The organism is Streptomyces sp. NBC_01775 (assembly GCF_035917675.1).
GTDB lineage: Bacteria > Actinomycetota > Actinomycetes > Streptomycetales > Streptomycetaceae > Streptomyces.
On sequence record NZ_CP109104.1, the window covers coordinates 7,204,483 to 7,218,061 of the forward strand.

Annotated in this window: 13 protein-coding genes; 2 read left to right on the forward strand and 11 right to left on the reverse strand. The window is 71.2% G+C overall.

What is annotated here, in order from left to right; all coding sequences use genetic code 11:
• Positions 1–7: 7 nt before the first annotated feature.
• The 11 genes from OHB04_RS32025 to OHB04_RS32075 all read right to left on the reverse strand — a co-directional run bounded on the left by OHB04_RS32025 (position 8) and on the right by OHB04_RS32075 (position 10,086).
• A complete protein-coding gene (locus OHB04_RS32025) occupies positions 8–1,084 on the reverse strand; it encodes a type III polyketide synthase (protein ID WP_326808821.1) in 1,077 nt (358 codons plus the stop codon).
• On the reverse strand, positions 1,081–1,575 hold the full coding sequence (locus tag OHB04_RS32030; RefSeq protein WP_326808822.1) for a hypothetical protein: 495 nt from the start codon (positions 1,573–1,575) through the stop codon (positions 1,081–1,083). The genes OHB04_RS32025 and OHB04_RS32030 overlap by 4 nt, the downstream gene beginning before the upstream one ends.
• A complete protein-coding gene (gene ubiG, locus OHB04_RS32035) occupies positions 1,572–2,414 on the reverse strand; it encodes a bifunctional 2-polyprenyl-6-hydroxyphenol methylase/3-demethylubiquinol 3-O-methyltransferase UbiG (protein ID WP_326691131.1) in 843 nt (280 codons plus the stop codon). The genes OHB04_RS32030 and ubiG overlap by 4 nt, the downstream gene beginning before the upstream one ends.
• Positions 2,414–3,268, reverse strand: coding sequence for an acyl-CoA dehydrogenase family protein (locus tag OHB04_RS32040; protein WP_326691133.1), 855 nt, complete (start codon positions 3,266–3,268; stop codon positions 2,414–2,416). The genes ubiG and OHB04_RS32040 overlap by 1 nt, the downstream gene beginning before the upstream one ends.
• Positions 3,269–3,297: 29 nt before the next feature.
• Complete coding sequence (locus OHB04_RS32045; RefSeq protein ID WP_326808823.1) at positions 3,298–4,500, reverse strand: acyl-CoA dehydrogenase family protein; 1,203 nt, start codon at positions 4,498–4,500, stop codon at positions 3,298–3,300.
• Positions 4,493–4,795: a hypothetical protein gene (locus tag OHB04_RS32050; RefSeq protein WP_326691136.1), complete on the reverse strand. Its 303-nt coding sequence runs from the start codon at positions 4,793–4,795 to the stop codon at positions 4,493–4,495. Before OHB04_RS32050 ends, OHB04_RS32045 begins: the two co-directional genes overlap by 8 nt.
• A 251-nt stretch (positions 4,796–5,046) precedes the next feature.
• Positions 5,047–6,759, reverse strand: a complete 1,713-nt coding sequence (locus OHB04_RS32055; RefSeq protein ID WP_326808824.1) for an MFS transporter — start codon at positions 6,757–6,759, stop codon at positions 5,047–5,049.
• Between the two features lie 101 nt (positions 6,760–6,860).
• Positions 6,861–8,090 (reverse strand): cytochrome P450, encoded by a 1,230-nt coding sequence (locus OHB04_RS32060; RefSeq protein WP_326691138.1) that lies wholly within the window; start codon positions 8,088–8,090, stop codon positions 6,861–6,863.
• A 115-nt stretch (positions 8,091–8,205) separates the two neighbouring features.
• On the reverse strand, positions 8,206–8,631 hold the full coding sequence (locus tag OHB04_RS32065) for a VOC family protein (protein ID WP_326691139.1): 426 nt from the start codon (positions 8,629–8,631) through the stop codon (positions 8,206–8,208).
• A 244-nt stretch (positions 8,632–8,875) separates the two neighbouring features.
• On the reverse strand, positions 8,876–9,280 hold the full coding sequence (locus OHB04_RS32070) for a VOC family protein (protein ID WP_326691140.1): 405 nt from the start codon (positions 9,278–9,280) through the stop codon (positions 8,876–8,878).
• A 119-nt stretch (positions 9,281–9,399) separates the two neighbouring features.
• Positions 9,400–10,086 (reverse strand): SDR family NAD(P)-dependent oxidoreductase, encoded by a 687-nt coding sequence (locus OHB04_RS32075; protein ID WP_326691141.1) that lies wholly within the window; start codon positions 10,084–10,086, stop codon positions 9,400–9,402.
• Positions 10,087–10,304: 218 nt separating this feature from the next.
• On the opposite strand from OHB04_RS32075, the gene OHB04_RS32080 reads away from it, so the two are divergent.
• The gene (locus OHB04_RS32080) at positions 10,305–11,960 is read left to right on the forward strand and encodes a multicopper oxidase family protein (RefSeq protein ID WP_326691142.1); all 1,656 of its coding nucleotides are present in this window, start codon (positions 10,305–10,307) and stop codon (positions 11,958–11,960) included.
• A gap of 162 nt (positions 11,961–12,122) precedes the next feature.
• A complete protein-coding gene (locus tag OHB04_RS32085) occupies positions 12,123–13,346 on the forward strand; it encodes an FAD-dependent monooxygenase (protein ID WP_326691143.1) in 1,224 nt (407 codons plus the stop codon).
• Positions 13,347–13,579 lie beyond the last annotated feature (233 nt).

A 13,579-nucleotide genomic window follows, 5' to 3' on the forward strand; every position in this document is an offset into this window, starting at 1 on the left:
GCCGCGCTCAGAACCTGATCAGCGCGGACTCCATGGTCAGACCGGGGCCGAAGGCCATGAAGACGCCGTACTCGCCGGGCGCGGGGCGCAGGTCGCGCATCAGGTGGTCGAGGATCAGCAGCACGGTGGGGGAGGAGCAGTTGCCCCGCGAGCCGAGGACGTCCAGCGAGGGCCGCAGCACCTCGGCAGGCAGCCCCAGCCGCTCCCCGATGAAGTCGATGATCTTCGGCCCGCCGGGGTGGATGCCCCAGTACGCGATGTCCTCGGTGCTCAGCCCGCGCGGCTCCAGCAGCCGCTGGACGAAGGGCCCGATGGTCTCCGACAGATACAGCGGCACATACGGCGACAGGGTCATCCGGAACGCGTCGTCCATCACCTTCCAGGTCATGGCCCGGAAGCTCTCCGGGTGCGTCTCGGTGTGCGTGCCCAGGATCAGGGGTCCGGAGGTGGCGGGCGGCTCGCCGGCGTCGGCGGCGGCCAGCAGCACGGTGGCCGCGGCGTCCCCGAACAGGCCGTGCACGACGACCTGTTCCTTGGTCACCTCCGGCCGCAGATGGACGGAGCAGACCTCGGCGCAGGTGACCATGGCCAGCTCGTCCGGCCGGGCCGTCAGCGAGTCCAGCGCCACCTTGATGCCGTTGAAGGCGGCGTAGCAGCCCATGTGGCCGACGAAGGTGCGCCGCAGATCCTCGCGCAGCCCGAACTCCTTGGCCAGCAGCATCTCCGGGGTCGGGCCCGCGTAGCCGGTGCAGCTGACGAAGGTGTAGCTGCCCACATCCGCCGGGGCGACCGTACCGGCGGCCCCGTCGAACACGGCGGCGACCGAGTCCCGGCCCATCGCGAAGGCGTGCTCCTCCCAGGCGGCCATGCGCTCGCGCATGCTGGGGAACCCGTCCGCGTAGTTCTTGTGCGGCGGCCAGGCCATGTAGCGCTCGCGGACCTGGGTGTTGAGGAACAGGCTCTCGGCCTCGGGGACTTCCTTGTACAGCTCGCGGTAGAAGGCGTCGAACATCTCCTGCTGGCCGACCGGCTCGCCGACCGAGGCAGGGGCGAGGCCGACGATGCGCGCCGCCGTGGCCGTCATGACACTCCCGCTCTCTGCTGCTCCGCGGCTTCCTTGATCGCTTCCAGGAATCCCTCGGTGGCCTCGTCGGTCTCCTTCTGCGCGAACGGCTCGATGAGGACGACGACCACGGGCGCCACGTCCACCGACGCCTCGGTACGGGTCTCGATGCGCACCCGCTGCTCGCCCTCCCCGGCGCCGTCCTCGATGTGGAAGGTGCCCCAGGAGCGGAAGTTGTGTTCCCCGTGCGGCTCCCAGGTGATCGCGTCGGGGTCCGAGGTGTCGAAGCGTGCCTCGTACTCTGGGGTGAAGGTGACGGCACCGTTGGAGACGGTGGCCAGGCGGTAGTGGTAGACCTCCTCGGCGGCCCCGCCGCCTTCGACACGCTCCAGCGACTCCACACCCGGCATCAGCCGGCCGCAGCCGGTCACATCGCCCAGCAGCGTGCGCAGCCGCTCCCTGCCGCAGCGCACGGTCACGCTCTTGTCGCTGGCTGATCGGACCCACGTCATGGCTGTGCCCTCCTGGGCTTGTCGGTGCTGGTGGCGGCGGATCCGGAGCCGGCCGGGCCGGACTTCACCGCGTGGCCGATGTAGCTGACCGCCGTCGAGGAGGTCGGCCCGAACTCGCCCAGCGGGCGACGGCGCGCGATCGCGGCCAGCAGCCGGTGGCGGGGCGCCGTGGGGGCCAGGCCGCGCGGCCTGGCCGGCGTCAGCCCGTGCCGCGCGAGGACGGCGTGCAGTTCGCGGGGGCGGATGAACATCCGCCAGTTGTGGGTGCCCGGATGGATGATCTTCAACAGCCGTTCCAGCACGAGGATGGCCATCAGATAGCTGGCGGCCGTGCGGTTGATGGTGTCGAAGACCAGCACCCCGCCCGGACGCAGCACCCGGGCGCACTCGGCGACGGCGCCGGGCAGGTCGTGCAGATGCTCCAGCACGTCCGAGAGCAGCACCGCGTCCAGGCTGCCGTCCTCGGCGGGCAGCTCGTAGGCCGAGCCCACCCGGTAGGTCACCTCGACGCCGGTGGTCCGCGCGTGGGCGCGCGCGGTCTCCACGGAGCCCTCGGACAGGTCGAGTCCGGTCACGGTGTAGCCCAGTTCGGCCAGCCGCTCGCTCATCAGCCCGCCGCCGCAGCCGATGTCCAGGACGCGGACGGCGGACCTGTCCTCGCCCAGGCGGGCGCGCACGGTGGTGTCGAAGTACCGCACCCGCGCCGGGTTCATGTCGTGCAGCGCCCGCAGCGGACCCTCCGGGTCCCACCACGAGTCGCCGATCTCGGAGTAGTAGTCGTTGTCGATCGCCGCCGAGGACGGGTCCAGGGCGCTCAGATGCCTGCCGGTCGCGGCCATCACAGCCACCTCGGCGTCTCGGCCGGGTCGATCCCGAACGCGGCCTTGCCGATCAGCTCGGCCGCGGTGTCGGCGTCGTAGGCGTCGTGCGCGCCGGGGGAATCCGCGCGGGTACGGGGCCCGGTCTTCAGATCCTGCCAGATCCGGGCGATGCTCCGCTCCGCCTCGCCGCCGTGCCCGCGCACCCGCTCGTACGCGGCGGAGACGACCTGCTCGGCGGCGGCAGCGGCCTGCACCCGGGGTACGGAGCTGTCGGCCCGGGTGGTGTGCTGCCCGCCCTCGTCCTCGGCCCGCGCGCAGTGCTCCAGCAGCGCGGTGGTCGCGGCGAGCGCCGCGCGCATCCTGGCGACGGCGAACTGGGTGCCGGGCAGCAGCGCCGGCGGCGGAGTGTCTTGTTCCGCTCCGGTCGAGCGCTCCTTGAGGTCGGCGACGGCCAGTGCGTAGGCGCGCTCGGCCAGCCCGAGCAGCACCGCGGCCTCGGCGTGATCGCCCAGGCGCGCGGCCCTCCCGCTGACGCCGCCCACGCCGTTGCCGTGCTCACCCGTCGAGGCGAGGCGGGCCGCCAGCGCGAAGGCCGTCGGCCCGCACCCGCCCGCCACGATCCGCAGCAGCGCGCAGGTGCGCACCAGGGTGCCGGTGGTAAGGCCCAGGTCCGGGCCGAGCGCGGCGGTCAGCTCGGCGAGGTTCTCGGTGATCCGCGCGCTGTCGGCCTCGCGTCCGCCACCGCCGGTGCGGTCGTGCTCGCCCGCGTCGGTGCGGCGCTTGCCGAAGGTGGCCGCGAGCTGCGCCGCCTCCTCGGTGCGCCGGGTCCAGGGCTCGGTCCCGGTCGCTTCGGCGGCTTCGGCGTTGCTCATCCCCACTGGTCCCTTCCTCACGGTCGCGGTCACGGCGCCGCCCCCGCCCACCGGGGCTCGGCGAACAGCGGTACGTCCAGGGCCTGTTTGCCGGCCCACTCCAGGACGACATCGGAGGCGGGCGGCACCAGCAGCCCGGCGACCACGTCCCGGTACATGCGCTGGAGCGGATCGGCCGAGGCCAGCCCGGAGCCGCCCTGCACCTGCATGGCCAAGGTCACCACCTCGTGCGCGAGGCGGGTGACGGTGAACTTCATGACGCTCATGTCGATGTAGTGGCCCAGCGGGTCGGCGGTCTCGTGGTCGGCGTGGATCGCCGCCTCCAGATACGCCTCGGCCGTCGCCAGCTTGGTGGCCATCTCCGCCACCTTGAACTGGATGCCCGGCAGATGGGCGTTGGGCTTGCCGATGACGCTGATGACCCGCTTGCGCTGGGTGGCGACCACGTGCTCCAGCGCGCCGCGCGCGATGCCGACGAAGCAGGAGGCGAAGCTGCACCAGGCCCAGTGCACCCCGTTCATGAACAGCAGTGGCAAGGTGCCCCGTTCGCCGATCGACCACTTCTCCTCGACGAACAGGTCCTCCAGGGCCAGCGAGTGGCTGCCGGTGGCGCGCATGCCCGCCGCGTCCCACTCGGCCGTGACCCGCACGCCGCGCTCGGGTTTGGGGATCAGGAAGGCCATGGGCTGCGGCAGCCCCCGGTCGTCGGTGGTGGCCGCGGAGAGGAACAGATGGGTGGCGCCGGGGAACCCGGTGAAGAAGCCCTTGCGCCCGTTGAGGACGTAACCGCCCTCCACCGGCTCGGCCTTGGTGGTCGGATGCCACCAGTTGCCGCCCACGCCCGGCTCGCTGAAACCCCCGGCGATCACGGCGCCCTCGGCGACCTGGCGGCAGGCGCGCTCGGCGCTCTCGCCGCCCAGGTTGGCGATCATCGCGAGGCCGTGGACGTGCATGTTCACCGAGAACGCCGTCGAGGCGCAGCCCGCCGCCAGCACGCGCTGCGACCGGCACAGCTCGGCCAGGCTCGCGCCGGCGCCGCCGTACTCCTCGGGCACGGTCATGGCGGTGTATCCGCTGGAGACCAGCTCGGCGAGGTTCTCGTGCGGGAAGCTGGAGTCGGCGTCGTGCGCGGCGGCGCGCTCGGCGAACCGGGGCGCCAGCTCCCGGGCCAGCGCTACGTAGTCGGTGGGACCGGTACGGCCGCCGGTGCGGCCCGCTCCGCCGCTAGACATACGGAACCCGGCCCGGCAGCGCCGCGGGCTCGGAGGCGGCCAGCGACTCGGCCATCGAGCCGACGCTGTCCGACTCGGACGCGAAGGTCTGATCGAGCCAGTGCATCAGGTCGAAGTCCGGGTATGCCTCCCGGATCCTGCGCCCCAAAGCCTCCAGGTTCATCGAGTCGAAGCCGAGGTCCTCGGTCAGCGAGGACTCGGGCGCGATCTCCTCCATCCGGAGGCTCGGCTTGACCGCGACCAGATGGACGGCCAGGGCACGCATGTGGTCGGTAACGAAAGCTCCATCGAGCACGTCGATCATCTCCCGGTCTGAGGACGGTCCCGCCCCTCCTCCCGGGAGTCCCGGGGGAGGGGGCAGGCGGACCGTGCCAGGAGAATGCCGACCCGGACTCGCAGCAGGCTTTAGGCCGTGTCCGGCGGCCGGACCGGGGCCGGCAGCGCCGGGGGCGACCGGGGCCACCCCGTTCGCCCCCATCTCCCCGGACACGACCGGAGCCCCCGCCCGGTCAAGGCGGGGGCTCCGGTCGTGTCCGGGCACATGGCTCAGCTCTTGGGCTCCGCCTGACCGTCTTCCTGCTCTTCTTCGCCCCAGCTCTCGTAGCCGCGTACCTCGCGCGGCATGGACTGGGCCAGCAGGGCGACGACCACGAGACCGCCGACGGTGAACCACACGAACTTCCCGAAGGTGTCGGTGAACATCTCCGCGCGGCTGTCCGCGACCACCGTGTCCACGGCCTTCTTCACCGCGGGGTCACGCCCGGCCTTCTCCCACACCTGGGCGCAGCTCTTCGGCTGGTTGTCCGGGTTCTCCTCCGCCGCGTAGTCGAGGAAGCAGGGCCGCAGCCGGGCCGAGATCTCCCGGACTTCGGCGGCCGGTGCGCCGGCGGCGGACAGCTTGCTGCGCAGCTCGTGCTCGTTCCCGTCGAACGCGCCGCCCGCGGCGGAGGCGAGCGGCGAGAACAGCAGCACGCCCAGCAGCGCCGCGCCTGTCGCGTTGCCGAGCTGCACGGCCGCGCTCAGTGAACCGGCCGCCGCCCCGGCGTCCCGGCCCTCGACGTGTGCGCCCGCGACCGTGAAGGCGGGGCCGATCACCCCGCCCATGCCGAGGCCCGCGAGGAAGAGGCCGGGGGCCAGCTCCCACCAGCTCGCGCCCGGTTCCAGCACCAGCGCGAACCACAGCATGCCGCCCGCCATCACCAGCGCGCCCGTGGTGAGCAGATGCCGTCCCAGCTTCCCCACCAGCCCGTCGGCGGCACCCGAGGTGAGGGCGGCGCCGATGGCCCACGGCAGGAACAGCAGACCGGTGCGCATGGCGCTGTAGCCCAGGCCGATCTGGAGGGTGAGGGAGATCGCCAGGAAGAAGCCGATCATCGTGGCGTCGAAGACGAACAGCACCACCGTGCCGGCGCTGAACCCCGGCTGCCGGAACAGCCGCAGCGGCACCAGCGAGGAGTGGTCGCGCCGCTCCTTGGCCCGCGCGTGCAGCGCGTAGACCAGCATCACGAGTGGCGCCGCGACCATCGCCGCGATCATCCAGGCCGGCCACCCGCTGGTACGTCCCTGCACGAGCGGATACAGCAGGAGCAGCAGGCTCGCGCTCACCAGCAGCACGCCGAGCAGGTCCATCCGCAGCGGGAAGTCCGACTTCGTCTCCGGCACCAGTACATACGCCGCGAACAGCGCGGCCACCCCGATCGGCACGTTGACGAGGAACACAGCGCGCCAGCCGAGCCCGAACACGTCGTACGCCACGAACACGCCGCCCAGCAGAGGTCCTGCCACGGCAGCCAGCCCGGTGACCGCGCCGTACGCGCCGCTCGCTCCGCCGCGCTCGTTCGCCGGGAAGATCGCGTAGACCGTCGCCATGATCTGCGGCACCATCAGCGCCGAGGCGACGCCCTGCACAGCACGCGCGGTCACCAGCGCCTCGACGTTGGGGGCGATGCCGCACACCAGCGAGGAGAGGGTGAACAGAGCGATGCCCAGCAGGAAGAGCCGCTTGCGCCCGTAGCGGTCGCCCATCCGGCCGCCGGTGATCAGGCCGAGTCCGAACGCCAGGGTGTAGGCCGTCACCACCCATTGAGAGGCCGCGTACCCGGCGCTCAGATCGCTCCGGATGTCGGGTAACGCGATATTGACGATCGTGACGTCGAGCAGGTCCATGAAGGCCGCAGCGAGCAGTATCCCCAGCGCCAGCCAGCGCTTGGGATACGGCCCGGCCGTCGAGGTCACCGAATTGTCCGCTGTGGTGGTCATAGAAGCTCCGCACTGTCGGTGCTGTGAGGTGGTGTGCTGTCGGGGTCCGTGAGGTGCGGTTCAGGAACGGGGCGCGGGGTGCTGGGGAGTCGGGCGCGTTGTCACCAGGCGACGGGCAGCTCCTCCAGACCGCGTATCAGCGATCCCGAGCGCCAGCTCAGGCCCTCCTCCGGCACGGCGAGGCGCAGTCCCGGGAAGCGGTCCAGCAAGGTGCCCAACGCGATCTGGAGTTCCATCCTGGCCAGTTGGGCGCCCAGACAGAAGTGCGCGCCGTGCCCCATCGCCAGGTGGTGGTTGGTCTCGCGGTGGAAGTCCAGCTCGTCGGGGTGGCCGAAGGCCGCCGGGTCGCGGTTGGCCGCGCCCAGGTCGACGATCACGGCCTCGCCGGCGGCGACCGGCACCCCGTGCAGCACGGTGTCCTCGGTCACCAGGCTGGCGAACGCCGAGCCCGCACCCGTGGGGACGTACCGCAGCAGTTCTTCCACGGCGCGCGGCATCAGCTCGGGGTGCTCCCGCAGCTCCTGCGCGCGCTCGGGCTCACCCAGGAGCACATAGGCGAAGTTGGTGATCTGGTTGAGCGTCGTCTCGTGGCCGCCGATCAGCAGCGCCACCCCGAGCCACACCAGCTCCTGCTCGCTCAGGCTGTCCTCGTCGTCCCGTGCGGTCACCAGCGCGCCGAGCAAGTCGTCGGTGGGGTTGGCGCGGCGCTCGGCGATCAACTGCGCGAAGTAGCCGAAGAAGCTCCCCATGGCGGCCTTGACCTCGTCCGAGTCGAAGGCCGTGGTGCCCATGATTCCCTCGGTGAAGGCCCGGAAGTGCTTCTCGTCCTCCACGGGAACGCCCATGATCTCGCAGATCACCCGCACCGGCAGCGGCACGGCCAGATGCCGCACCAGGTCGGCCGGGGCACCGTCCCGGGCCATGCCGTCCAGCAGCTCGTCCACGGCCTTCTGGATGCGCGGGCGCATGGCCTCCACGCGGCGGGCCGTGAACGCCTTGCTGACCAGCCGGCGCAGCCGGGAGTGTTCGGGCGGGTCGATGGTCATGATCGTCCCGGCCGGCGGGGGTTCGGGCAGCAGCCTCGGTATCCCGGGGTTCTCCGCCGCCGCCGCGCGGCTGACGGCGGGCGAGGACATCACCTCGCGCACCGCTTCGTACCCGGTCGCCAGCCAGGCGGTACCGCCGTGCGGCATGTTCACCCGGATCATCGGCGCTTCGGCGAGCAGCGAGGCGTAGCCGGGGTGCAGGTCGAGCCGCGTGGGCTCGCCCAAGGGGTAGTCGATGGTGGGTGCATGCTGTTGTTGCCGCGGGCGCGGACCTGACGTGGTCACACCTGGCTCCCTTCGGGGATGGTCGTTCGCGCGGAAGGTCGCAACGATGTGACCGGAATCACCGGCCAGGATCGCAGTCGGCCCTTGAACCTGGCTTGAGCGCGAGGGGAACGACTCAGGTGCCGCTCCACCCGTGGTCGTGGTTGCTGTGCGTGGTGATCTGCACGTAGTTGCCCTCGGGATCGGTCACATAGGCGTGCCGGTCGCCCCAGGGCTGGTCGCGCGGGTCCAGCACGACGGGCGCGCCCGCCTCCCGCAGCGCGCCCACCGTCTTGTCGACGTCCTCGACGATGACGGTGATGTCGAAGCGGTGGCCGCCCGAGCCGCCCAGGCCGGGCAGCCCTGTCGACCGGCGTACGGCCGTCTCGTCGGCCAGGGTGATGTGGAAGGCGCTCCACTTGAGCGTGATGAAGACCGGCTCCTCCTTGGTCGGGAACCGGTATGTCTCGACGAAGCCGATGGTGCGGTAGAAGGCGGCCATGGCCTCGATGTCCCCGGTGAACAGCGTGGGCTGGCCCGCCCGGATCTCGTCCCCTGTCACGTTGGATACCTCTTTCCCGTACCTGGTGGATAGGGGAGTACGCGGTGTGGTTCGCACACCGCGTACTCCGGGTACGGCCGTCGCGTATTCCGCCGGACACGGCCGTGGTGGGCTCCCGCCTCCCCCAGCCTTCGGCCGGAGGTGCCCCCAGAGCAGGGGAGACCCCGATCAAGGACTTCCGGCCGCCTTGCGATCGCACGCACCGGACGACGCTCCGTCCGGGCAAACATCGCCGGTCACGGCACTAGTCGTTCGAGGGCGGGGGCGGCTGGACCTCGGGGGTGCGCTCGCCGATGTTGAAGAGGGTGCCGAGGGAGTCCTTGAAGTCCGCGGACAGACCCCAGTGCTGCTCACTGATGTCCTCCGCGATCTCGACGCCACGCGACCGCAGTTCGGCGACCGTCTTGTGGATGTCGTCGCAGTAGAACGCCGTGTGCGAGCGCTGCCCCGCGGTGCTGGGCATGCCCTCGGGGCGCTGCGCCAGGATGAGGATGGCGCGCTTGTCCGGCGTCACCACCTCGACCCACCCCGCGCCCGGGCATTCCTCCGAGTCCAGGTGTAGCCCGAAGCCCATCTTCTGGGTCCAGAACTCCTTGGCCTTGTCTTGGTCGTCCACGAAGATGAAGATCTTGTTCACGCCGTTGATCACTGGGAATACCTCCGCTGGAGGGGTGGGATGCACTGGCCGCCCCAGGAGTAACCATCCGCACTCGAAGATGTCTGGGGACGTGGTCGTGGGCCGCCGGTGGCGGGGGCGTGGCCGGGGGACTACCAGCCGATGACGGCGTCCCGGCGGAGGAAGACCCCCGAGGGCCCGTCGTCCGGCAGCGTCGCCGCGCGCACGATGTGCTCGGCCGCCTCCCGCGGCGTCTGCGGCGCGTCGGGCCGCATGCGGGTGCGGACGAGACCCGGGTTGATCGCGTTCACGAGCACCCCGGTGCCCTCGGTCTCCTGCGCGAGCATCACCGTCAGCGCGTTGAGGGACACCTTGGAGACCGAGTAGGCGGGGCAGGCGTCGGCGATGCCGAGGGTGAACGAGCCGGTGCCGCTGGAGATGTTGACCACTCGGCCCCAGCCCCTGCGCACCATGCCCGGCACCAAGGCACCGGCCATCCGCCACGCGCCCAGGAGATTGACGTTCAGCGTACGGTCGACCAGCGCGAGGTCCGCCCGGGTCGGCCGCACGCCCCAGTCGAGCTGCACCCCGGCGTTGTTGACCAGGATGTCCACCTCCCCGGCCTCGGCCGCCAGCTTCGCGACGGAGTCCGGGTCGGTGACGTCCAGCGCGGCGGCCGTCGCCCCCTCGCCCAGCTCCCGGGCCACGGACCGTGCCTCGGCGCCGTCGCGCGCCGTGATGACCACGCGGTGGCCGCGCGTGTGCAGAAGCGTCGCGACGGCGTGCCCGATGCCGCGGTTGCCGCCGGTGACCAGAGCGGTCCTGGAGACGCCAGTCATGGGATCGCCTTCCGTTTCGTCGTGCTGGGCTTCGTCGTGCCGCCCGGCTTCGTCGCCGCGGCCGGCCGCGCACGGCCGCGGCAGGATGCCGGGCTCCGGTGGAGCGACGCTGGACCTCGCAGCGGTACGCGCGTAGCCGCCGGCAGCCCGCCGGCGCGTATGAACATCAACTGGCCGGACACCAGCATTCGTTGAGTGCGCTCCGGCATGATGAGGCGATGACCGACCAGCCACACCGCGTGACCGATGACCGCACAGGACCGGACCCGGCCGGCACCGGCGAGCATGCCGACTCTGGAGGCGGGCCGCCGGTGCGCAGGCGCCGCGGGGTGATCCGGCGCCGGGTCCTGATCACCGCGGGCTCGGTGCTCGGCCTGGGGGCGCTGACCGGTGGCGCGTACGGCCTGAACTTCACGCTCGTCTACCGCGACCGCAAGCTCTCCAACGTCGGGGAGCTGGACTTCTCCAACCGCGTCGCCATTCCCCGGCTGCTCGAACCCGACAAGGACGCGCGTGGCAGGCGGCACTTCGAGCTGAAGGCCCGTCCGGGCACCAGCACGCTCCTCCCCGGCAAGAAGACCCCCACCTGGGGCGTCAACGGGGCCTTCCTCGGCCCGACGCTGCGGGCCAGGCGCGAGGACACGGTCTCGGTGACGTTCAGCAACGGCCTGCCCGAGACCACCTCCCTGCACTGGCACGGCATGCATCTGCCCGCCGACATGGACGGTGGCCCGCACCAGGCCGTATCGCCCGGCGGGGTGTGGCGGCCGACATGGCGCGTCGACCAGCCGGCGGCGACGCTCTGGTACCACCCCCACCCGCACGGGGAGACCGCCGACCACGCCACACGCGGCATCGCGGGGATGTTCATCCTGGAGGACGAGCACTCCGAGGACTCCGGCCTCCCGAAGACCTACGGCGTGGACGACGTGCCGCTGATCCTTCAGGACCGGGCCTTCCAGGACGACGGTTCCTTCTCGCTGAAGGGAACCTCGTTCCGGGAGGAAATCTCCGGCGTCGGCACGAGCGGCGTCCTGGGCGACAAGATCTTCGTCAACGGCACCTACAACCCCCATTTGAACGTCGCCACCACACTGCTGCGGCTGCGGGTGCTGAACGCGTCCAACGCGCGCGTCTACAACCTCGGCTTCACCGACGGCCGTTCCTTCCACCTCGTCGCCCAGGAGAGCGGCCTCGTGCCTGCCCCGGTCCAGCTGCGGCGCCTCCAGCTCTCGCCGGCCGAGCGTGCCGAGATCGTGGTGCCCTTCGAGCCGGGCGACCGCGTAGTGCTGCGCAGCTACGCGCCCGACCTGGGCGTGGGCTTCCCCAGCGGGCGGCTGGACGGCGGCGAGGACACCTTCGACCTGCTCCAGTTACGTGCCGCGAAGAAGCTGCGCCGGTCTGCCGAACTGCCGGCGAAACTGTCCGGCGCGCCCCAGGCGATCAAGGAACCCAGCTCCGCGCACCGCCGGGATTTCGAGCTGTCCGGCTTCCAGATCAACGGCCGCACCATGGACATGAACCGTATCGACCAGGTCGCCCCCGCCAAGGCCGTCGAGGTGTGGGACGTCCAGGCCATAGACGGCACCCCGCACTCCTTCCATGTGCACGGCACGAGTTTCAGCGTCATCGGCTACGGCGGCGAGCCGACCCCCGAACGGTTGCGCGGCCTCAAGGACACCGTCTATCTGCCTTCGCAGAAGACCGTGCGGCTGGCCGTGCCGATGCCTGAGTACACCGACCCCGGCACGCCGTACATGTTCCACTGCCACATGCTCAAGCACGAGGACCAGGGAATGATGGGTCAGTTCACCGTCGTCAAGCCGGGAACCGAGCGCTCGGCGCCGCGCCGGGTGCCCGGCGGCCACCACTGAGCCAACGCGGCCACCACTGGGCCAACGCGGCCACCACTGAGTCTCCCGAGCCACGACTGCGCCTCGCAGGCCACACGTTCGAGCGGTCCGCAAGCGCGCCTTCGTACTCTCCGGGCACTGCGGCAGAAGCGCTGCCCGGTCTGACGACAAGCGAGGACGACCATGGGTAACGGAGAAGCGCCAGGACCGCTGAGCACCGGGCCGGGTCCGCGCAGGGCGCTGCTGATCGGCTGCGGAATCGCCGGGCCCGTGCTGGCTCTCTTCCTCCAGCGGATCGGCGTCGAAGCGGTCATCCACGAGGCGAGCGAGGACCCGCGCGACGACGTGGGTGCCTTCCTCAACCTCGCCCCCAACGGACTCGCCGTCCTGGAGACCCTGGGCATCCGTGAGAACGTCGAGAAGTACGGTTCCCCGACCACCAGCACCGCCTTCCTGAACCACCGCGGCAAGCAGCTCGGAGAGAACCCGGCCGAGACGCTGCTGCTCAAGCGCGGCCTGCTCAACAAGGCGCTGCGCGAGGCCGCGCTGGAGCGCGGCATCACCATCGAGTTCGGCAAGTTCTTCGAGAGCGTCACCGAGAGCCCCGACGGCGGCGGTGTCGTCGTACGGTTCCGCGACGGCAGCACCGCCGAGGGCGACTTCCTCGTCGGCTGCGACGGCATCCACTCCAAGACCCGCTACAGCGTGCTGCCCGACGCGCCGAAGCCCGCCTACACGGGCGTGATCGGCACCGCCGGATACACGCACTCCGCCCACGGGGCACCGGAGGACGGCACCATGCGGATGTCGTTCTGCCTGGACGGCTTCTTCGGCCACCAGACCACGCCCGGCGGGGAGATCTACTGGTTCGAGAACTACCACCAGGCGCACGAACCGGGCCGCGGGGAGGTCGAGGCCGTCTCCCACGAGGTCTGGCAGCGCCGGCTGCTGGACAAGCACCGCAAGGACCACGCCCCCGTGCCCCAGCTCATCCAGGACACCCAGGACGGCATCCTCGGCTACCCCATCTACGACATGCCCTCCATCCCCACCTGGTACAAGGGCCGCGTCTGTCTCGTCGGCGACGCCGCACACGCCACCTCGCCGCACGTCGGCCAGGGTGCCTCGATGGCAATGGAGGACTCCATCGTGCTCGCCAAGTGCCTGCGCGACCTGCCGGACGTGAAGACGGCCTTCGCCGCCTTCCAGGGGCTGCGCAAGGAGCGTGTCGAGAAGATCATCAAGGAGGGCCGCAAGACCGGGAACCAGAAGGCCGCCACCAACGGCCTCCAGCGCACCGTCCGCGACCTGGTCCTGCCCTTCTTCCTCAAGCTCGGCGTGAAGGCGACCCTGCCCGTCTACTCCTACCGGGTGGACTGGGACGAGAGGGTCACGTCGGCGCGGTGACGGGCCCGCACGGAAGCGGCTCCCCACGGAAACGGCCCCGCGCGTGAGGGGGGCGCGCCGGGCGGCGCGCCCCCCTTACCGCGTCTCGCCCCCTTACCGCGTCTGTCTCCGGGGCCGGAGACAGCGGCTCTCAAGGCAGGGAGCCGCTCCACAGGCGCGCCATGCGGCCCGCGCCGCGGCATCGAGGATCTCTCCACCGCTTCTCCGGCACCCGGGTGGACGGTGCCCCGGTG